The organism is Musicola keenii (genome assembly GCF_014855505.1).
Classification (GTDB): Bacteria; Pseudomonadota; Gammaproteobacteria; order Enterobacterales; family Enterobacteriaceae; genus Musicola; species Musicola paradisiaca.
In genome coordinates this window covers 89298-108874 of sequence record NZ_JAAWVW010000009.1, presented here as the reverse complement: position 1 = coordinate 108874, position 19577 = coordinate 89298, and the positions used below count along the sequence as shown (strand labels likewise).

At 58.4% G+C, this 19577-nt stretch carries 16 protein-coding genes and 1 pseudogene; 9 read left to right on the top strand and 8 right to left on the bottom strand.

The annotated features are described in order from the left end of the window. The 8 genes from phnD to HEP82_RS11705 all read left to right on the top strand — a co-directional run bounded on the left by phnD (position 1) and on the right by HEP82_RS11705 (position 9346). Positions 1–933, top strand: coding sequence for a phosphonate ABC transporter substrate-binding protein (gene phnD / locus HEP82_RS11740; protein ID WP_192458250.1), 933 nt, complete (start codon positions 1–3; stop codon positions 931–933). A gap of 128 nt (positions 934–1061) precedes the next feature. Further along, positions 1062–1928, top strand: coding sequence for a phosphonate ABC transporter, permease protein PhnE (phnE, locus tag HEP82_RS11735; RefSeq protein WP_192458249.1), 867 nt, complete (start codon positions 1062–1064; stop codon positions 1926–1928). 11 nt (positions 1929–1939) lie between these two features. Beyond that, positions 1940–2827, top strand: a complete 888-nt coding sequence (gene phnE / locus HEP82_RS11730) for a phosphonate ABC transporter, permease protein PhnE (RefSeq protein ID WP_192458294.1) — start codon at positions 1940–1942, stop codon at positions 2825–2827. Between the two features lie 507 nt (positions 2828–3334). Beyond that, the gene (locus HEP82_RS11725) at positions 3335–5449 is read left to right on the top strand and encodes a TonB-dependent receptor (RefSeq protein WP_192458248.1); all 2115 of its coding nucleotides are present in this window, start codon (positions 3335–3337) and stop codon (positions 5447–5449) included. A 100-nt stretch (positions 5450–5549) separates the two neighbouring features. After that, entirely contained in the window at positions 5550–6461 is a 912-nt protein-coding gene (locus HEP82_RS11720; protein ID WP_225622442.1) for an iron-siderophore ABC transporter substrate-binding protein, read from the top strand. Then, entirely contained in the window at positions 6458–7480 is a 1023-nt protein-coding gene (locus tag HEP82_RS11715) for a FecCD family ABC transporter permease (protein WP_192458246.1), read from the top strand. The genes HEP82_RS11720 and HEP82_RS11715 overlap by 4 nt, the downstream gene beginning before the upstream one ends. Next, entirely contained in the window at positions 7473–8522 is a 1050-nt protein-coding gene (locus HEP82_RS11710) for a FecCD family ABC transporter permease (protein ID WP_192458245.1), read from the top strand. The genes HEP82_RS11715 and HEP82_RS11710 overlap by 8 nt, the downstream gene beginning before the upstream one ends. 11 nt (positions 8523–8533) lie before the next feature. Continuing rightward, on the top strand, positions 8534–9346 hold the full coding sequence (locus tag HEP82_RS11705) for an ABC transporter ATP-binding protein (protein WP_192458293.1): 813 nt from the start codon (positions 8534–8536) through the stop codon (positions 9344–9346). Between the two features lie 149 nt (positions 9347–9495). On the opposite strand, the gene HEP82_RS11700 is transcribed toward HEP82_RS11705, so the two are convergent. The 4 genes and pseudogenes from HEP82_RS11700 to HEP82_RS11685 all read right to left on the bottom strand — a co-directional run bounded on the left by HEP82_RS11700 (position 9496) and on the right by HEP82_RS11685 (position 12499). After that, positions 9496–9906: a type II toxin-antitoxin system HicB family antitoxin gene (locus tag HEP82_RS11700; RefSeq protein ID WP_192458244.1), complete on the bottom strand. Its 411-nt coding sequence runs from the start codon at positions 9904–9906 to the stop codon at positions 9496–9498. Positions 9907–9933: 27 nt separating this feature from the next. Continuing rightward, a pseudogene (locus tag HEP82_RS11695) lies at positions 9934–10035 on the bottom strand (type II toxin-antitoxin system HicA family toxin); the annotation flags it as partial. Positions 10036–10076: 41 nt separating this feature from the next. Continuing rightward, positions 10077–11132 carry an MBL fold metallo-hydrolase gene (locus HEP82_RS11690; protein ID WP_192458243.1) on the bottom strand — a complete coding sequence of 352 codons (1056 nt, stop codon included), beginning with the start codon at positions 11130–11132 and terminating at the stop codon, positions 10077–10079. A gap of 212 nt (positions 11133–11344) precedes the next feature. After that, positions 11345–12499 (bottom strand): alpha/beta fold hydrolase, encoded by a 1155-nt coding sequence (locus HEP82_RS11685; protein WP_192458242.1) that lies wholly within the window; start codon positions 12497–12499, stop codon positions 11345–11347. Positions 12500–12781: 282 nt separating this feature from the next. Between HEP82_RS11685 and HEP82_RS11680 the strand changes: the two genes are divergently transcribed. After that, complete coding sequence (locus HEP82_RS11680) at positions 12782–13669, top strand: dihydrodipicolinate synthase family protein (RefSeq protein WP_192458241.1); 888 nt, start codon at positions 12782–12784, stop codon at positions 13667–13669. A 143-nt stretch (positions 13670–13812) separates the two neighbouring features. On the opposite strand, the gene fdnI is transcribed toward HEP82_RS11680, so the two are convergent. The 4 genes from fdnI to HEP82_RS11660 all read right to left on the bottom strand — a co-directional run bounded on the left by fdnI (position 13813) and on the right by HEP82_RS11660 (position 19551). Beyond that, positions 13813–14448, bottom strand: a complete 636-nt coding sequence (gene fdnI / locus HEP82_RS11675; protein WP_192458240.1) for a formate dehydrogenase-N subunit gamma — start codon at positions 14446–14448, stop codon at positions 13813–13815. Then, entirely contained in the window at positions 14441–15349 is a 909-nt protein-coding gene (fdxH, locus tag HEP82_RS11670) for a formate dehydrogenase subunit beta (protein WP_192458239.1), read from the bottom strand. The genes fdnI and fdxH overlap by 8 nt, the downstream gene beginning before the upstream one ends. Positions 15350–15361: 12 nt before the next feature. Beyond that, positions 15362–18409 carry a formate dehydrogenase-N subunit alpha gene (gene fdnG / locus HEP82_RS11665; RefSeq protein ID WP_192458238.1) on the bottom strand — a complete coding sequence of 1016 codons (3048 nt, stop codon included), beginning with the start codon at positions 18407–18409 and terminating at the stop codon, positions 15362–15364. Positions 18410–18732: 323 nt separating this feature from the next. Then, positions 18733–19551, bottom strand: a complete 819-nt coding sequence (locus tag HEP82_RS11660) for a C1 family peptidase (RefSeq protein ID WP_192458237.1) — start codon at positions 19549–19551, stop codon at positions 18733–18735. Between the last annotated feature and the right edge of the window lie 26 nt (positions 19552–19577).

Sequence of the window (19577 nt, the reverse complement as noted above, 5' to 3'; positions counted from 1 at the left end):
ATGAAGAAAAATATCGTGATGACTACGCTGCTGGCAGGTGCGGTACTGACCGCCGGTTCTTTTGCCCAGGCTGCGCCGCGGGAGCTGAACCTGGGAATTCTGGGCGGCCAGAATGCGACCCAGCAGATCGGCGATAACCAGTGTGTGAAACAGTTTCTGGACAAAGAACTGAAGGTGGATACCCAGCTGCGCAATGCTTCCGATTACGCTGGGGTGATCCAGGGGCTGCTGGGCAAGAAGATCGATCTGGTATTGAGCATGTCGCCGTCCTCGTTCGCCTCGGTCTACATCAAGGATCCGAACGCGGTGGACGTGATGGGTATCGTGGTGGATGACGCCGACCAGTCGCGCGGTTATCACTCGGTGGTGGTGGTCAAGGCGGACAGCCCGTACCAGAAGCTGGAAGATCTGAAAGGCAAAGCGTTCGGTTTTGCCGACCCGGATTCCACCTCCGGCTACCTGATCCCCAACCATGCGTTTAAAGAAAAATTCGGCGGCTCGCCGGACAATAAATACAACAACTTCTTTTCCAGCGTGACCTTCTCCGGCGGCCATGAGCAGGACATTCTCGGGGTACTGAACGGCCAGTTCGATGGCGCAGTGACGTGGGCATCAATGATCGGCGATTACAACAGCGGTTACACCAGCGGCGCATTCGGCCGGCTGATTCGCATGGATCATCCTGATTTGATGAAGCAAATCCGTATCATCTGGCAATCGCCGTTGATCCCGAACGGCCCGGTGTTGGTGAGCAATGCGTTGCCGGCGGATCTGAAAACGAAGCTTATCGCGGCGGTGCAAAAACTGGATAAGGAAGACCACGCCTGCTTCGTGAAGGCGGTGGGTGGTAAGCAACACATCGGCCCAGCCACGGTCGATGATTACAAAACCATCATCGAGATGAAGCGTGAGCTGACCAAAGGCAACCGCTAGTACGGCAAAGGGGTCGGCTATGCTCAGCCCGACCCAGAGCGCCAGACGAGGCGGCGGGGCACGACAAATCCGCCGCCTGAGAAACGCAAGGGAAGCGCTTTTCCCGCCCCCACTCACACGGCCCGCTTATGCACAATCCCGATTTTGAGCACTATTACCAGCAAATTCGCACCCGTCAGAAACGCGACACGCTGCTCTGGTCTTTGACGCTGGCGCTGTTGTATCTCGGCGCGGGTAAGCTGTCCGAATTTAATGTCTATACGCTGTGGAGTTCGTTTCCGCATTTCTTGGATTATCTGGCGGAAACCTTGCCGATCCTGCACTGGCAATTGTTGTTCGCCGACGGGCATACCGAAGGATCGCTGGCGTACTGGGGGTATCGCCTGAATATTCAGTTACCGTTGATTTGGGAGACGCTTAACCTGGCGCTGGCGTCGACACTGGTCTCCGTCGGCGTATCGATGGTGCTGGCGTTTCTGGCTGCCGGGAATACTCAGGTTCCGCAAGGGGTGCAGATCAGTTTGCGCGCACTGGTGGCATTCTTGCGCACCATGCCGGAACTGGCCTGGGCGGTGATGTTTGTGATGGCGTTCGGCATCGGCGTCATTCCCGGATTTCTGGCGCTGACGCTGCATACCATCGGCAGCCTGACCAAGTTGTTTTATGAAGCGATTGAAAGCACCTCCGACAAACCGGTGCGCGGCCTGGCCGCCTGCGGCGCCGGCGTGATGCAGCGGATGCGTTTCGGCCAGTGGCCGCAGGTGAAACCGGCGTTTCTGTCCTACAGCTTTATGCGGCTGGAAATCAATTTTCGTCAATCCACCATCCTCGGATTGGTGGGCGCCGGCGGCATCGGCCAGGAGCTGATGACTAACATTAAACTGGATCGTTACGATCAGGTCAGCATGACTATACTGCTGATTATCGTGGTGGTCTCGGTGCTGGATGCGCTATCCGGCCGGATTCGGCAGCGAATCGTCGAGGGAAAAAAATGACCATGAGGCCTATGTTCTCTGCGGGTAATGATACGGCGGTGCTGCGCAAGCAACACGTTGAACTGTTTTCCATGCAGCGGCGCTATCTGTGGCGCATTGGCATGATGGCGTTGGCGATGGTTGTCTACTACCTGTGGTTTTTGTCGACGTTCGGCATCACGCTGACGCAGTGGGGGCACGGCGTGGGCGAACTGGGCCGCTATTTTCTGCGGATGTTCGTCTGGCACGATTTCCTCGACTGGCCGTTCGGCTACTACCTGTCGCAGGTATTTATCACCATCGCCATCGTCTTCGCCGGGACGCTGACGGCGACGTTCGTCGCGCTGCCGCTGTCGTTTCTGGCGGCGCGTAATGTGATGCACGAACCGTGGCAGCGCCCGGTGGCGTTGCTGGTGCGACGGCTGCTGGATGTGCTACGCGGCATCGATATGGCGATCTGGGGGCTGATTTTCGTGCGGGCGGTGGGCATGGGGCCGTTGTCCGGTGCGCTGGCGATCCTGATGCAGGATACCGGCCTGCTCGGCAAGCTGTACGCCGAAGGGCACGAGGCGGTGGAGCGCGCGCCCAGTCGCGGGTTGGGTGCGGTCGGCGCCAACAGCTTGCAGAAGCACCGTTTCGGCATTTTCACCCAATCGTTCCCGGCGTTTCTGGCACTTAGCCTGTACCAGATGGAATCGAACGTGCGTTCGGCGGCGGTGTTGGGGTTTGTCGGCGCGGGCGGCGTCGGCCTGGTCTATGCCGAAAACATGCGATTGTGGAATTGGGATGTGGTGATGTTCATCACCCTGATTCTGGTGGGGGTGGTGATGGCGATGGATGTGCTCTCCGCCCGCCTGCGCCAACGCTATATCACCGGCAAACCGGTGCCGTTGTTTGAATCACCATCATCGCCACGTTGAGCCGTTCATCTTTGTTGAGGCATTCGCCGATAGCGGGGCATCATGCTATTGCCGCCATGCTCCCCTGAACAGTGTTTCTGTTTATGCCTGACACGGGTGCCGCCGGAGAATATTCGTCGGCACCCGCCTGTTGACGACCTGTAAGGACGATTTTCCCGTTCTCTTTGCCCGGCCTCAGTCATATGCCCCCTCGCAGTGTTCACGTTTGGTCATCAAATCGTTATCAATCGCAATGAATTCGCTATCGTCCCGTCATGAAATAGACATTGAATGTTATCATTAGTAATGATAATTATTGTCATTATCACTATGGGTGTTAACAAGGCGCTGGCGTGATACGTGCTCGGTGGGGGCTTTTTCCTGTAACGAAGGAGAATGTGAACATCAGCATATACTGCGTTCTGGCCCGGTTATTCCGAGTGAATTTGATTTTAATGCTTTGATTATTAATACGATATGGATGAACACCCTGAGTGCTCTGGGAAATAAAACAACGAGGTTGAATGAATGAAGGTTAAGGCATGGCAGGCGTTGACGCCGCTGTTTTTAGTGACATCGGTGTATGCGGCAGACACCGTAAACAGGAGTGACAACGAAATGGTGGTGACGGCATCCCGAACGGATACCGAGAAAAAAGATTCACCTCAGGTCGTGACGATTATTACTAAAGAACAGATCGAACAGCAGCGACAAATCACCAGTGATTCTTCCCAGATATTAAGCAACCTATTGCCGTCAATGGCGCCAAGCCGTCAGAAAATGAGCGGCAGCGGCGAGACCTTCCGCGGCCGCGCGCCGTTGATTTTGGTGGATGGCATTCCGCAATCCAACCCGCTGCGCCCCACCGGGCGTGAAATGCACACCATCGATTTCGCCATGGTGGATCACATTGAAGTGATTCACGGCGCCAGCGCCAGCAACGGCATCGGCGCGACCGGCGGGGTGATTAATATTATTACCCGCCGCCCGGAGCCAGGCTCGTTCAACCAGCACTTCAGTGTGGAAACCACCTCGCCGACAAAAGTCAGTTCGGATGCCATGAGTTACAAAACCACCTACGGGTTCAGTGGCCGTGAAGAGTATCTGGATTACCTGTTTTCAGTCAGTTATGAAGATCAGGGGTTATTCCTGGATGGAAAAGATCGCCCTATCGGGGTGGATAACACCCAGGGCGATCTGATGGATTCGCGTGCTTATGATGTGATGGCGAAGGTCGGCTACTGGCTGGATAACGACCAGCGGATACAGTTCAGCCTTAACCGCTATCAGATCAAGGGCAAGATGAACTATGTAGGTGTCACCGGCGACCGGAATAACGGCATCGCAACGACCTCGGTATCCGGGCGTCCGGTCGGCGATGCGCCGATGAACAGCGTCTGGACTACCAGCGCCACCTATGACAACTACAATCTGGCGGGCATGAATTTGAACTCGCTGGTGTATTACCAAAACTATGAATCACTGTTCGGCGCGGACAATTCATCGTCTTTTCAGGATATAAGTATCGCCCCGATCGGGCGATTGTATGACCAGTCGCGGGTGACGTCTAAGCGGTACGGTAGCAAAGTGGCGTTGACGAAAGACGACATCTGGGACGATTACCTGAAAGCGACGGTTGGGTTCGATACCCTGTTCGATACCGGTAAACAGGATTTCTGGCTGACCAAACGCCTGTATGCGCCGCAGATGGAATACACCGATCTGTCGCCGTTTATGCAGTTTGATATCCAGCCGATCGATTCGCTGAAAATCACCACTGGGGTGCGTTACGAGTATGCGCGTCTGGATATCGACAGCTTTCGCACGGTGGCGGCCAGCACCGCGCGTGCGCCCAATAACAGCGTGGATGTCCAGGGCGGGCGCCTGAGTTTCAACAAGACGCTGTACAACGTCGGCGCGGTGTGGACAACGCCTTACCAACCGTTGAGTTTGTTCGCCAATTATTCGCAGGGCTTCGGTATTCCGGACGTGGGCCGTACATTGCGCGGCATTAAAACCGCCGGTCAATCGGTCAGCATGCTGCCGCTGGAACCGATTGTGACTGACAACGTTGAAACCGGCTTTCGGATCCAGAAAGACCCGGTGGAGTTTGAGCTGAGCTACTACCGCTCGACATCCAAGCTGGGTGAGCGCGTGGTGGATGTGAGCGGCACCTTCCAGAGCGAGCGTCAGAAAACCCGTATTGACGGTATCGAAACGTCGCTCGGTTACAAAGTGAATGACGATCACCGGCTGAAATTTGGCTATTCACACATTCAAGGCTGGTATGACAGCGACGGCGACGGCAGCCTGGACGGCAAGCTGGATGGCCTGAATATTCCGCCCGATCGTCTGACCGCCAGTTGGTCCGCCACCTGGACGCCGCAGTGGTCCACCTTCATTCAGGCAAACTATGCCTTTGATCGCATTATGGATAACCGTCAGCAGGATTTTAACGGCTATCTGCTGGTGGATGCTGCCGTCGGTTATCGTTTACCCAAAGGCAGAATCAATCTGGCGGTCTCTAATCTGCTGGATAAGGAATACATCACGTATTACTCGCAAAGTGCGATTGTGAACTCTCTGCGCTATTTCTCCGGCCGGGGTAGAACCGTGACATTAGGGTACAGCGTTGATTTTTGATGCATTTCCCTCTGGCGACGGTATGCCGATAGACCGCAAAGCATGCTGTCAGAAGGGCGTCGGTGGAGAGTAAACACGATGGAATATGGATAACGTGAGGATGTATTCGCTTTCGCGCCGCAGGTTGCTGCGGTGGTCGTTAAGCCTGTTGCCACTGGGACTGGGCCGGCCTGCGCTGGCCCAGTCGTTATTGATGCCGCAACGGGTGATCACGCTGTTTCAGGGGGCTACGGATACCGCGGTGGCGTTGGGCGTCACCCCCGCCGGGGTGGTGGACTCATGGAGTGAGAAGCCCATGTATCGCTACCTGCGTCAGGCGCTGGTCGGGGTACCGCATGTGGGGTTGGAAACCCAGCCCAGTCTGGAAGACATCGTGTTACTGAGGCCCGACGCCATCGTCGCGTCGCGCTTTCGCCATCAGCGGCTAGAGCCGCTGTTGTCGCAGATTGCGCCAGTGGTGATGCTGGATGAAATCTATCAGTTCAAAACAACGGTACAGGTGATGGGGCAGGCGTTGGGGCGTCAGGCGGTAGCCGAACGGTTGTTGCAGGACTGGCAACAGCGGGTGAGCGGGCTGCGTGGGCAGTTGCAACGCAAATTCGGCGGCGACTGGCCGCCGACCGTGTCGATACTGGATATTCGCGAAGACCATATCCGCAGCTATTTGGCCGGCAGTTTTCCCGGCTCGGTGCTGAGCGAACTGGGGTTTGGCTGGAGCGACGCCAGCCGCGCTCAGCCGGGCGTCTCGCTCAAATTGACCAGTAAAGAGAGCATCCCCGTGGTGGATGCCGACATCTTTTTCATTTTCCTGCGATCCGAGAGCCCGTCGGTGCAACGCAACTATGAATCGCTGATTCGTCACCCGCTGTGGCAGCAGTTGCGCGCCCCGCGGCGTAATCAGGTGTGGGTGGTGAATGGCGTCACCTGGAGCCTTTCCGGCGGCATTCAGGGCGCCAACATGATGCTGGACGACATCGCTCGCGTCACCGGTATCGCCGGGGGCGCGTCATGAGTCATACCGTGATACCGGCCGGGAGGCGGGTAACACCCGGTCAGGTGCTGGCGGGCGGCGGCGTGTGCCTGCTGGCGTTGGCCGCCCTCAGTCTGATGGTCGGGCCGATGTGGATTGCGCCGTCGCAGGTGCTGGGTGCGTTGTGGCACCCGGATCCGCTCAATGTCAGCCATATTCTGGTGACGTCTACTCGCTGGTCGCGCACGCTGATCGCCGTCGTGGTGGGGGGGAGTTTGGCGGTGGCGGGTGCATTGATGCAGGTGCTGACCCGTAACCCGCTGGCCTCGCCGGGGCTGTTCGGCATCAACGCCGGGGCGATGTTTTTGCTGATTGCCTGTGTGTCGCTGTTTCCCAAGGTGGCGATGTCGGTGTGGTTGTGGTCGGCATTTGCCGGCGCGGCGGCGGCTGGGTGCCTGGTGTGGTTGATCGGCACCATGGGTAAAGGCAGCCTGAACCCGTTGCGCATGGTGCTGGCGGGCGCGGCCATCACCGCCATGTTCGCCGCGTTCAGTCAGGCGATGCTGGTAGTGAATCAGGAAGGGCTGGATACGGTACTGTTCTGGTTGGCGGGTTCGGTGGCCGATCGCGAATTGGCGACGGTGCTGCCGCTGATGGGCTACTGTTTGGCGGCGCTGATCGGCGCGCTGCTGTTGTCGGGACAGGTCAACGTACTGAACGCCGGGGAAGCCATCGCGCGTGGGCTGGGACAGCGTACCGGGCGCATCCGGCTGCTGATGAGTCTGCTGGTGATTGTGCTGGCCGGTGGTGCGGTAGCCATGGCCGGCAGCATTGGTTTTATCGGCTTGATAGTGCCGCACATGGCGCGGAAGCTGTTGCCCGCCGACCACCGCTGGCTGCTGCCGGGCTGTGCGCTGCTGGGGGCCGCGTTGCTATTGCTGGCGGATATTCTGGCGCGGGTGGTGATTGTGCCGCAGGAGGTGCCGGTTGGTGTGATGACGGCGCTGTTCGGCGCGCCGTTCTTTATTGTGCTGCTGCGACGCGGAGGTCGGCATGGATAAGCGTGGGAGCATAGAGCCCGTGCTGGTGTGGCGGCAGGGGCGTTTTTCCCGCCAGATCAATCTGACCACCGTTGGCCGTGTGCTATTGGCGTTGTTGCTGGTGCTGGCCGTGATGGTGGTATCGCTTGGCGTTGGCAAGCTGATGTTGTCGCCGTGGGAGGTGGTGCGGGCGCTGTGGTCGTCGCCGTCAGAAGGCGCAACATTGATCGTCCAGCAGTTGCGGTTGCCGCGAGTGGTGCTGGCGGCGCTGGTGGGCGGCGCGCTGGCGGTGTCCGGGTTGATTTTACAGGCGATGATCCGTAACCCGCTGGCCTCGCCGGATATTTTGGGCATTACCAGTGGTGCCAGCGCGGCGGCGGTGTTCTACCTGTCGTTTCTCACCGGCACGTTGGGAGCGCACTACCTGCCGCTGGCGGCGATGATTGGCGCGGCGACGGCAGCGCTGGCGGTGTATCTATTGGCATGGCAATCCGGCGTATCGCCGCAGCGGCTGGTGCTGACTGGCGTCGGTGTATCGGCGTTGCTGGTGGCCGCCACCACCTTCATGCTGGTGTTCAGCCCGCTGACCACCACGCTGTCGGCTTACGTCTGGCTGACTGGCAGCGTCTACGGCGCCAGCTGGCGCGAAACCCGTGAGCTGGGCGGCTGGCTGTTGCTGATTGCGCCCTGGCTGGTGTGGCTGGCTCGTCAGGTACAGGTGCAGCAACTGGATGATGGGCTGGCGCAAGGCATCGGCGTGCGGGTGCAGGGGCTGCGTCTGGCGCTGCTGTTGCTCAGTGTGGCGCTGGCAGGCACGGCGATTGCCTGGGGCGGCGCGATGGCGTTCGTCGGACTGATCGCGCCGCACATCGCCAAACGGCTGGTGGCGCCGGGGTTTGCCGGACAGGCGGCGATGGCGTTTGTTTGCGGCGCCGCGCTGGTGATGGTGGCGGACTTGTGCGGGCGAACGCTGTTTTTGCCGCTGGATTTGCCCGCCGGGATTTTCGTTTCGGCGCTGGGCGCGCCGTTCTTTCTGTATTTATTGATCAAACAACGTCATTGAGGAAACGGATGATGACCGCCATTACCAGCCGGGAACTGACCCTCGGCTATGCCAGCCAGACCATTATCGACAATCTGGATATTCAGTTGCCGAAGGGCAAGGTATCGGTGCTGATTGGCAGCAACGGCTGCGGCAAAAGTACGTTGCTCAAATCCTTCGCCCGGTTGCTTAAACCACTGAGTGGCTCGGTCATCCTCAACGGCGCGGATATCCACCGCCAGTCCACCGCCGAGGTGGCGCGTGCACTGGCGATTTTGCCGCAGATGCCGGACGCGCCGGAAGGCATTACCGTGAAGCAGTTGGTTAGCCTGGGACGCTATCCCTACCAGAACTGGCTACAGCAGTGGTCACAGGAAGACGAGCGGATGGTGAACCTGGCGCTGATACAAACCGGCACCGACGGACTGGCGAACCGACCGGTGGATGCGTTGTCCGGCGGCCAGCGCCAGCGGGTGTGGATCGCCATGACGCTGGCGCAGGACACCGAGGTGGTGTTGCTGGATGAACCCACCACCTTCCTCGATCTGGCGCACCAGATCGAGGTGCTGGATTTGCTGCGTGAGTTGAATCGTCAGCACGGCAAAACCATCATCATGGTGCTGCACGACCTCAATCTGGCCTGCCGTTACGCCGACCATATGGTGGCGGTGCATAACCGTACCGCGTTCGCGCAGGGCGCGCCGGCCGAGATTCTGGACGAAGCACTGGTGAAAACGGTATTCAATCTGGACTGTCGGATCATTCCCGACCCGTTTTTCCACACGCCGCTGTGTATTCCGTTCGGGCGTGAGAAACCATGGGAAGACGCGCCGGTGGCGTGCTGACGATGGAGACCTATGATGAGGAAGCGTGCGCCTGTTGTTCAGTCGGGTATGCCAATGTTCGACAAAGGCGCCGGCACCACCCGCATGTTAGGAACGGCCTATGCAGCGGATGTGAGACAAAAACCTGCCGAAGCAGGTTTTAGAGACGGTTAGCGCATGGATGAAATTCGCTCTAGCGCTGCCTGGGCAAGAAATCCTGAGCGGCTTTTAAATTCCGGGTTACTCGCTACGCAACGGTCTATACGGTCAATTAGCGACTTAGGCAACGTGACGTTGATTTTTTCCGCTCCCCCCATCAGCCGGGTTATATCGATATCAACAACAGCCCAAGTGTAACCGGTGTACTCCGGTGTTTTCGCCAGCGTTCCGACGGATGACACCGCAGGAATATCCTGGCCCATCTCGATCAGCAGCTCGATATGGCCGGTGATCGCGTCTTTGGCATTGGCGATGGCTTCATCAAGCGTATCACCTGCGGAGAAACAGCCCGGCAGATCCGGCACTGTCACGCCGTAGGCATGAGTATCGTCGCCGGCTTCAATTGCAATGGGATAAAACATAATTCAGCCTCTTTGAGTAAGCAGGGATCATATCCCTGCCTGTTTCCTGATGCTTTTTACCGTGCCTATCGGTAAATCCTTCTTCGGGTGTGGGATGGTGACTAATCCCGGTTTGGTTGAGGGAGTGAAATCGGCGATACTCGTTTGCTGTTCTTCATCCCCACTCTCAGTTATTCCGCATCCTGTACCGCGTTTCTGGCGATAGGCTGTGACGGCAGGGCATCAATGTTTTTCTCCCACCACATCGGCGTGGTTGTGGATGTCCCCAGCGTGACGATTTCCCCCAGCATCGGCATGATGATCGGTAATTGCCGCTCTCGCGCCAGTTGGCTGCTGGTACGCACCGGCTCGTCCCACGGATGGAACGAGAGGGTGAACATCCCCCAATGAATCGGCATGAAGCGCCGGGCCTGCACATCCAACGCCGCCTGCACTGTTTGCTCCGGGTGCATGTGGGAATCCGGCCAGCGTGCGTTGTATTGGCCGTTCTCCATAAAGGCTAAATCAAACGGCCCGAAGCGTTCACCGATCTCCCGAAAATGGCTGCCATAGCCGGAATCGCCACTGAAAAAAATCCGTTCGGTTTTGCCCTGAATCACCCAGGAGGCCCACAGCGTTTGGTTGCGCCCGCTCAGGCTGCGGCCGGAAAAGTGGTGCGACGGTGTGGCGGTGAAGGTGATATCGCCGTCGTGCAGCGAATGGTACCAGTCCAGCTCCCGGATACGGTTTGCCTCAATGCCCCATTTACGCAAATGCTGGCCGACTTTCAACGGCGCAATAAAGCGAGTTGCGGTGTGGCGGAAAAAGCGAATAGTGCGTTCATCCAGATGGTCGTAGTGGTCATGCGACAGCAGGATGATGTCGATCGGCGGCAGTGCTTCCAGCGCCAGTGCCGGCGGTTGGAAACGACGAAACATAAAGCTGAACGGCGACACGCTGGCGGAGAACACCGGGTCGATCAGAATGCGGGTGTCATCCAGATTCAACAGCAGGCTCGAATGCCCGAACCAGATGAACTTCAGGTGCGTATCCGGCGTCAGAAAAGCGGCCATGTCCGGTGTGATGTCCGGCAGTCGCGATGCGGGAATACGGCCTGCGGTGCGAAATCCCAACCGGTAGATCAGCGATAGGCTTTGCCAGAACGACAGGCGCGGCGCCGAGGCGGGTTGCGTATTGAAGAAACGTCCGGTTTGCGCGGAATAATGCTGCCGAGTCTGATCCTGCATGGAGCCTCCAGCATGGTGAATAGGGAAGTCTGGCCGTGAATAAGCATAGCGCCGTAATCGGTCATTTTATGTTTTTTTGTGTCATCGCCGGACATCGGACGGTAAAGATGTGAAGAGATTGACGGCTCCGAATTATTGAGGGTTCCGAAAATACCGCATGGCAATTGCCGGGCATGCTATAAACGCGAGCGATAGGGAAACCGATCGCGTGCTCAAACAGCCAGCATGTCCCGCGCCGCCGTGACCAACTGATGCGCCGCATTATCGCTGATGGGGCCGAGCAGGCCATGGATGCCCAGCGAGTGCCCCAGCCCCTGGTAAACCTGGGTGGTCCAGTTTGGTAAGGCAGATCGGTACTGCTGCAGTATGGCCAGTTGGGCGCGGTAGTCTAGTTGGGTATCGACGTCGCCGAAAAAGCAGCTCACCGGGCCGGCGTAGCCGAGAAAATGGCTGACGATCGGCGCGCCGTGCGCAAAAAATTGTTTCCACCAGGCATGCGAGGCGTGAACGGCATGCGCGTTGGGCCAGGGCATATCATCCGGCAATGTCGCCAGTCGGTCAGCCTCTTGCTCGAACGCCGCCAGGCTTTGCGCTCTGGCCTGCTGCAAGTCGTCCTGTGTCCAGGCACCGTGGTAGGGGAGCCAGGTACTGATCGGATACAGTGACGACAGCGGGCTGTGCCCGAAGCCGTTTTTAAGTTCCTCCAGCGTGATGGTCTCGCCGTTGTGCGGGATGTCGTTCAGCCACTGCGTACAGCGCTCCGCCATTTGCCAGCGCATGGTGTCTCGCAACGGCGTCAACGGCGGCGACATCAGCAGGACTCCTCGCGGCGACAGCTGATAGCGGTCAAGCATCCGGCCGATATTGACGGCGCCTTCTGAATGCCCCAGCAGCAGAATATTGTCGGTATCCACCGTGTCCAGCGCGGCGGCGAAGCGATAGAGCGCGGCAGCATCTTCATATTGGGTCTGCGGCGTGACGCTCAGGCGTGCCGGCGTATCGACAAACCGCTGGTGAAATGCCTGCTGGCGGTTGTAGCGGTATTCCGGTCGGTCAAGCTCCGCCGAACGGTGATTGCCGCCGACGCCGCGACAGTCCGCGCGCATGACGGCAAACCCCGCCTCGAGAAAATAGTGCGCCAGCGTATGAAACAGGTAGTCGCTTGCGGTATTGCTTTCGCCAAGCAGCGCATGGCGATCGTGCAGCCCTGAGCCGGGGTACAGAATCACCAGCGGGGGGCGGGAAACGGATGCCGGAGGCGTGTTTATCTGCCCGTTCAGATGTGCGGCGTTGTCTGAGGTGGCTATGCTAAATGGTTGGCAGGCGTAGCACCGGTTCAGCGCGTCAATATCCAGAATGGTTTTCATCTGTTGCAGGAGTCCTTTTTACTGCCGCGTTAGCGTGTAAGCATACCGACGGCGGGTTGCCTTGGCAGGGCGGAGGCAGCGTGGTTGCGGTGTTATACCGCACTTTGCGCGCGGTTTCCTTCGGTGTCTTGTGGTTTCTTGATATGTTGACGGGAGACTGCGGCGGAGTAGACGCTGGGTGAACCTATACTGGCTGTGGTTCGTAATAATTCGCACGACTGGGCTATGGCATCGGTGGTGCGTGATGTGGCGCACCCTAAAACTTCATAAGGATACTGCTCGATGATGTCATTTTATGGATTATCCGCTTTTCCTCTGACGCCGGCCGATGAACAAGGCCGGGTGGATACCGATGCGTTCGCCATGCTATTGCGCCGATTGGTTGATGCTGGCGTCGACAGTATTGGCGTGCTGGGCAGCACCGGCATTTATGCTTATCTTTCACGCGAGGAACGGCGGCGTGCGGTGGAAACCGCCGTCGATGTGACGCAAGGGGCCGCGCCGATTGTGGTCGGTATCGGCGCGCTGCGCACCGATGAGGCCATCACACTGGCGCAAGACGCCGCCGACGCGGGGGCGAATGGGCTGTTGTTGGCGCCGGTATCCTATACGCCGCTGACCGACGAGGAAGTCTTCCGGCATTTTGCCGCGGTAGCGCGCGCGACGCCGCTGCCGTTGTGTATTTATCACAACCCTTCTACCACCCGCTTTATCTTCAGCCATGATCTGATTGCCCGGCTGGCGGACGAGCCGAGCATCGTGGCGCTCAAACAACCGGGCGGCGATGCGGTATCGGACGATTTATCGTTGCTGCGTTCACGGTTGCCGCCGCGATTTTCCATCGGTTTTAGCGGTGACTGGTATGCGGCAGATGCCTTGCTGGCGGGCGCCGATAGCTGGTACAGCGTGGCGGCGGGGCTGTTTCCCCATCAGGCGCGCAAATTGTTGCAGGCGGCGCGAGAAGGCAACGCGCATGAGGCGGCCCGTATCAATGCGGCGTTCGAACCGTTATGGCAACTGTTCCGCCAACAGGGCAGCCTGCGCTGGATGTACGCCGCCGCGCATCATCTGGGGCTGATCGACAGCCTTCCGCCGTTGCCGCTGTTGCCGCCGAGCCAGCAGGAATTGCCGGCGTTGGTGTTTGCGCTGGAACGGTTGCAGGCGATATAGCGTGATCGCGTTTTTATCCGCCGGGATGATGCCACCTGGCGCAGCTTTTCAGTGACATCGTTGCCTGTGGGCAATGTGTTTCGCGGAATGTGCGGTGAAAGACAACGATTCCCGTGTCGCCACGGGAATCGTCTTTGGCGGGATTACTGCTTACGGTTTTTTTCGATGATGTCGCGCGCCCAGCGCGGGTGGTGTTTCAACGCCCACTTCTCGGACACCTTGCCTTCGATCATCCCCTTAATCGAGCCGCGAACCCAGAACGCCATATACATGTGGATCAGAATAGCGTGGATCAGCACGATAGCCGCGGTGGCGTGGATCAGAATGGCGTAGCGCACCATGTCGATCGGGAACAGATGGGCGAAATACGGCCGCCACATGATGACGCCGGTAATCAGCAACACCAGAGTTAACCCCATGATGCTCCAGAACATCAGTTTCTGACCGGGGTTGTATTTACCCACATCCGACACCTCATGCTCATTGCCTTTCAGCACCTCAATGATGTTGAGGAACCACGGCAGGTCGCGCAGTTTCGGGATGTTGTGCCCGACAAAGCGGAAGAACATCGGTATCAGGCAGACGACGATCAGAATGCCGAAGAACGGGTGCATGATGCGCCCCATCTGCGGCGTACCGAAGGTTTCCGTCAACCATTGCAGCGTCGGGAAAAACAGCGCGATGCCGGACAGCGCCACCAGGAAGAAGCTGATCACCACAATCCAGTGACAGACGCGGTCGATGAATTTGGTACGCACAATCATTTTCGGGTTACTCATGGTTATCTTCTCCTTCGTGCGGTTGCCCTTCATCCGGGTGCGCTATCTCTTCCGTGTTCGGGCCGATACCGATGTAGTGGAACATCAGCCCGGCGAACGTGGCGACGAAGCCCAACGTCGAGAGCGGCTTGAGGATGCCTTTCCACAGGTTGACCGGCGTCGAAATCTGCGGGTTGTCCGGCAGGTTGTGATACAGCGACGGTTTGTCGGCATGATGCAGCACGTACATGACGTGGGTACCACCGACGCCCTGCGGGTCGTACAAACCGGCGTGCGGGTAGCCGCGTTTTTTCAGCTGCGCGATGCGCTCCTGCGCCACGTTCTTCATCTCTTCCTTGGTGCCGAAATGAATCGCGCCGGTGGGGCAGGTTTTCACGCAGGCCGGCTCCTGGCCGGTGCTGACGCGGTCTACGCACAGCGTGCATTTGTAGACGCGGTTATCCTGTTTGTTTAAGCGCGGAATATTGAACGGACAGCCAGCGATGCAGTAGCCGCAACCGATGCAGTGCTCGGACTGAAAATCGACGATGCCGTTGGCGTACTGGATGATGGCGCCCGCAGACGGGCAGGCCTTCAGGCAGCCCGGCTCGGCGCAGTGCATGCAGCCGTCCTTGCGGATCAGCCACTCCAGTTTGTCTTCACTTTCCACTTCGGAGAAGCGCATCACCGTCCAGGACTTGGCGCTCAGATCGACGGGGTTGTCGTACACCCCGACGTTGTGGCTGACGTCGTCGCGGATATCGTTCCACTCGGAGCAGGCCGTCTGGCAGGCTTTGCAGCCGATACAGGTGGTGACGTCGATCAGCTTGGCGACTTCGCTTTTGTCATCCCGCACCTGCGGGGGCGGTGTCAGGCTGCTGGTGGCCGAACGTTGAATAATATCTTGAGATTGCATTGACATGACTGGCTACCCTTACACCTTTTCCACATTGACCAGAAACGCTTTGTATTCAGGCGTTTGCGCATTAGCGTCACCGACGCTGGGGGTGAGCGTATTGGCCAGGAAGCCCTTGCGGGTTGTGCCCTCAAATCCCCAGTGGCAAGGAATGCCGACGGTTTCGATGGTTTTACCCGCCACGTTCAGCGTTTTGATGCGCTTGGTCACGACCGCTTTGGCTTTGATGTAGCCGCGCTGGCAGGACACTTTCACCATATCGCCCGCCTGGATGCCCTTGCTTTTCGCCAGGTTTTCGCCGATTTCGACAAACTGCTCCGGCTGGACGATGGCGTTCAACCGTGCGTGTTTAGTCCAATGGCGGAACAGCTCGGTGATGGAGTAGGTGGTCGCGACATAGGGGAAATCGCTGGCCTTGCCCATGGTTTTGGCATCGCGCGGGAACAGACGCGCCGCCGGGTTGGATACCACCGCCGGGTGCAGCGGGTTGGTATCGAGTGGTGTTTCGATGGGTTCGTAGTGTTCCGGGAACGGGCCATCCGCCAGCTTGTCCAGTGAGAACAGGCGCGCCACGCCTTCCGGCAGCATGATGAACGGCATAGTGTCTTTGCCCGGCGCTACGGTGGCGGCAAAGTCCGGCACGTCGATGCCTTTCCATTGCTGGCCGTTCCACTCGATCAGCTTGCGTTTGCTGTCCCAGGGTTTGCCCTGTAGATCGGCGGAGGCGCGGTTATACAGGATGCGGCGGTTCTGCGGCCAGCACCAGGCCCAGCCCGGCGTGCTACCCAGACCGACGTCGGTGTTGTCGCGTCGGGCCATTTGGTTGCCGGCTTCCGTCCAGCTACCGGTGTAGATCCAGCAGAAGCTGGAGGTGGTGCCGTCGTCGCGCAATTGTGAGAAATCCGCCAGTTGCTGGCCTTTCTTCAGCACCAGATTCCCTTTGTCGTCGTAGATGTCTGCCAGCGCCATGCCGTTGGCTTCGCGGGCGATCTCTTCCGGCATTGGGTCTTCCGGATCCTGATAGTTCCAGTTGATGTTCAGCACCGGTTCCGGGCAGACGCCGCCTTCTTCGCGGTACAGTTCACGCAGGCGCGACATCAGACGGCCGAGAATTTTGGCGTCGTGCAGCGCCTCTCCCGGCGGCTCGGCCGCGGCCCAATGCCATTGCAGCCAGCGGCCGGAGTTGGCGATGGAACCGTTCTCTTCGGCGAAACAGCTGGAGGGCAGGCGGAACACTTCGGTCTGAATGTCCGCTGAATTCACGTCGTTGAACTCGCCGTGGTTCTGCCAGAAGGTGGAGGTTTCAGTGGCGAGTGGGTCGATCACCACCATGTATTTCAGTTTCGACAGCGCGGCGGTGGCCTTGTTCTTGTTGGCGAACGCCGCCAGGGGGTTGAAGCCCTGCACAATGTAGCCGTTCATCTTGCCGTCCATCATCAGCTCGGTCTGAACCATGATGTCGTAGCTGCGGTCCCACTTCGGCAGCCAATCATAGCCCCAGTTATTGGCGGCCTGCGCGTTGTCGCCCCAGAAGCTTTTCATCATGCTGATGAAGAACTTCGGTGTGTTTTTCCAGTAATTGACCTGATCCGGCAACATCGCGTCCGGCGTGATTTGGCTGAGATAGGTTTTCAGGTCGCCCTGTTTCTCCGACGGCAGCGGCATATAGCCCGGCAGGTTGACGGTGAGCAGACCGAGGTCGGTATAGCCTTGAATGTTGGAGTGTCCGCGCAGGGCGTTGACGCCGCCGCCGGCCATGCCGATGTTGCCCAACAGCAGCTGGATAGTGGCCGCCGCACGGATGATCTGTGCGCCGTTGGTATGGTGCGTCCAGCCCAGTGCGTACATGAAGGTGGCGGTCTTGTTCGGTACGCAGGTCTCCGCCAGCGACCGGCAGATCTCTTCATACGCTTTCGCCGGGGTGCCGCACAGCGACGTCACCATTTCCGGGGTATAGCGGGCGACGTGTTTTTTCAGCAGATTCCATACGCAGCGCGGATGGGTCAGCATCTGGTCGCGTTTAGCGAAGCCGTCGGCGCCCCGTTCATACTGCCAGCTGCTCTTGTCGTATTGACGGGTCTGTGGGTTGTAGCCGCTGAACAGGCCTTCGTCAAAGCTGAAGTCGTCACGCACGATCAGGCTGGCGCTGGTGTAAGCCTTCACATACTCGTGGTGAATCTTGTCGTGGGTAATCAGATAGTTGACGATGCCCAGCAGGAACGCGGCGTCGGAGCCGGCGCGGATCGGCGCGTAGAGATCCGCCACTGCGGCGGAACGGTTGAAACGCGGGTCGACCACGATCAGTTTGGCGTCGTTGTGGGTTTTGGCTTCCACCGCCCACTTGAAGCCGACTGGATGCGCTTCCGCCGCGTTGCCGCCCATCACGATAACTACATTGGCGTTTTTAATGTCCACCCAGTTGTTGGTCATGGCGCCGCGGCCGAAGGTCGGCGCCAGCGCCGCGACAGTCGGGCCGTGACACAGGCGTGCCTGACAATCGATGGCGACCATCCCCAGCGAACGAGTGAATTTTTGATCGAGAATGCCGGTTTCGTTGCTGGCGGCGGAGGAGCACAGCATGCCGGTGGTCAGCCAGCGGTTGACCACGGTGCCTTTGGCATTGACGCGCTCGAAGTTAGCGTCGCGGTCTTGTTTCATCAACCGCGCGATGCGGTCGATGGCATCATCCCAGCTGATGCGTTGCCATTTGTCCGAGCCAGGGGCACGGTATTCCGGGTATTTCAGCCGACCTTCACTGTGGATGTAATCGACCAGACCGGCGCCTTTCGGGCACAGCGACCCTCTGCTGACCGGGTGATCCGGATCCCCTTCGATGTGGAAGATGGCAGGTTTGGCGTTTTTGGCCCCGTCTCCCAGGCTGTACATCAGCAGCCCGCAGCCGACGGAACAATAGGTGCAGTTGTTGCGTGTTTCTTTGGCTCGCAGCAGTTTGTACTGTCGAACCGACGCCATTGCCTCCGTGGGCGCAAACCCTAATACGGCGAGCGTGGTACCGGCCATGCCCCCCGCACAGACTTTAAAGAAGCCTCTTCGATTGATTTGCATTGGTTTCCCTATGTGTTTTATGTGTATTTTTTGTTGCGGGAAATCTAACAACACAGAAATTGTGGGTTTTGCGCGAAATCAAAATTTAAGTTTTTAAAGGCCTTTCCCCCCCCTTAGTAGGTAGAATTATTCGTCGTTATGTTTTCATTTATATAACGATAGGTTGCCGTTCTGTGAGCAAAGTGTTTATTCATTGCACGGTTCGGGCAGATAAAAAGGGTTCTTTGGAGTGCAAAAAATAAACAAAAGAGGAACAAATCTGAAACAGCCTGACCGAAAGAACCACACATGTCCGCCGATGCTGTCCGCGGACATGCGCCATTTCAGCCCTGTACGGCGTTAATGACCCAGAAGTCGTTGGCGAGACGCTTATCCAGCAGGTAGTCATACGGCATCCAGAAGTATCCCTCTTCACCGACGTCTTTGCCCCAGGAGTTACGGATGTGGAACTGTTTACGGCGGTTGCTGTAACCGACGCACAGGACGGCATGTCCACCCACGGCGTTATCTTGGTGGGTGGGTAACGGAATGAGGGTCGGAGGGGACGGGTTATCGACCCAGCTGTCGAATACGGTGAAGCCGAAAACGAACGGGAAACCGCTCGCCAGGCAGCATTGTAGGTGAGCAAGATCCTGTTGTACCCGCTGGTAGTGGGTGATGGCGTGCGGCAATGCGTCCTGATAACACAAGGGCGGCGGTCGGGTGGCTGCCGCTGCGCCAGGCGGGAATTCATTGCTCTCACCGTCGGCGGGCGTCACCACATAAGGCCACTCGCTTTCCGGACAAACGCCCTGTTTGTGCAGGCTTTTGATGCCGTCGCGCAGCATGGCGCCGGAATCGTATTTCACGCTGCCTTCAATGGTGCGCTCGTTGTAATAGATAAAGAGCCGCGATGGCACGAAGTCCGGTATTTCGCCAGCGCGACGACGATCAAATTGGATGGCGCCCGCCAGCGCGTTGGCGGTACAGGAGCCCATCTCCCCTTGATCGTAAACCGGGAAGTCAGGCATCAGGTCGATGGCCGCAGGCAGTGATTGCAAGCGGTCTGGTTCCGGGGCGAAGTGATAGTCGCGGATATCCGGCAGATCGGGCAGGTAGCCGAGCCGGGCTTTACGTCGTTGCATTGGCGCGTTAATGGGCATAGTGCGATCTCCTAGGGTCAGGTTCT

What these genes read in the sequence shown, in the direction of transcription:
- phnD (WP_192458250.1), top strand. Translation starts at nt 1, where the DNA reads ATGAAGAAAAATATCGTGATGACTACGCTGCTGGCAGGTGCGGTACTG.
- phnE (WP_192458249.1), top strand. Translation starts at nt 1,062, where the DNA reads ATGCACAATCCCGATTTTGAGCACTATTACCAGCAAATTCGCACCCGT.
- phnE (WP_192458294.1), top strand. Translation starts at nt 1,940, where the DNA reads ATGTTCTCTGCGGGTAATGATACGGCGGTGCTGCGCAAGCAACACGTT.
- HEP82_RS11725 (WP_192458248.1), top strand. Translation starts at nt 3,335, where the DNA reads ATGAAGGTTAAGGCATGGCAGGCGTTGACGCCGCTGTTTTTAGTGACA.
- HEP82_RS11720 (WP_225622442.1), top strand. Translation starts at nt 5,550, where the DNA reads ATGTATTCGCTTTCGCGCCGCAGGTTGCTGCGGTGGTCGTTAAGCCTG.
- HEP82_RS11715 (WP_192458246.1), top strand. Translation starts at nt 6,458, where the DNA reads ATGAGTCATACCGTGATACCGGCCGGGAGGCGGGTAACACCCGGTCAG.
- HEP82_RS11710 (WP_192458245.1), top strand. Translation starts at nt 7,473, where the DNA reads ATGGATAAGCGTGGGAGCATAGAGCCCGTGCTGGTGTGGCGGCAGGGG.
- HEP82_RS11705 (WP_192458293.1), top strand. Translation starts at nt 8,534, where the DNA reads ATGACCGCCATTACCAGCCGGGAACTGACCCTCGGCTATGCCAGCCAG.
- HEP82_RS11700 (WP_192458244.1), bottom strand. Translation starts at nt 9,906, where the DNA reads ATGTTTTATCCCATTGCAATTGAAGCCGGCGACGATACTCATGCCTAC.
- HEP82_RS11690 (WP_192458243.1), bottom strand. Translation starts at nt 11,132, where the DNA reads ATGCAGGATCAGACTCGGCAGCATTATTCCGCGCAAACCGGACGTTTC.
- HEP82_RS11685 (WP_192458242.1), bottom strand. Translation starts at nt 12,499, where the DNA reads ATGAAAACCATTCTGGATATTGACGCGCTGAACCGGTGCTACGCCTGC.
- HEP82_RS11680 (WP_192458241.1), top strand. Translation starts at nt 12,782, where the DNA reads ATGATGTCATTTTATGGATTATCCGCTTTTCCTCTGACGCCGGCCGAT.
- fdnI (WP_192458240.1), bottom strand. Translation starts at nt 14,448, where the DNA reads ATGAGTAACCCGAAAATGATTGTGCGTACCAAATTCATCGACCGCGTC.
- fdxH (WP_192458239.1), bottom strand. Translation starts at nt 15,349, where the DNA reads ATGTCAATGCAATCTCAAGATATTATTCAACGTTCGGCCACCAGCAGC.
- fdnG (WP_192458238.1), bottom strand. Translation starts at nt 18,409, where the DNA reads ATGCAAATCAATCGAAGAGGCTTCTTTAAAGTCTGTGCGGGGGGCATG.
- HEP82_RS11660 (WP_192458237.1), bottom strand. Translation starts at nt 19,551, where the DNA reads ATGCCCATTAACGCGCCAATGCAACGACGTAAAGCCCGGCTCGGCTAC.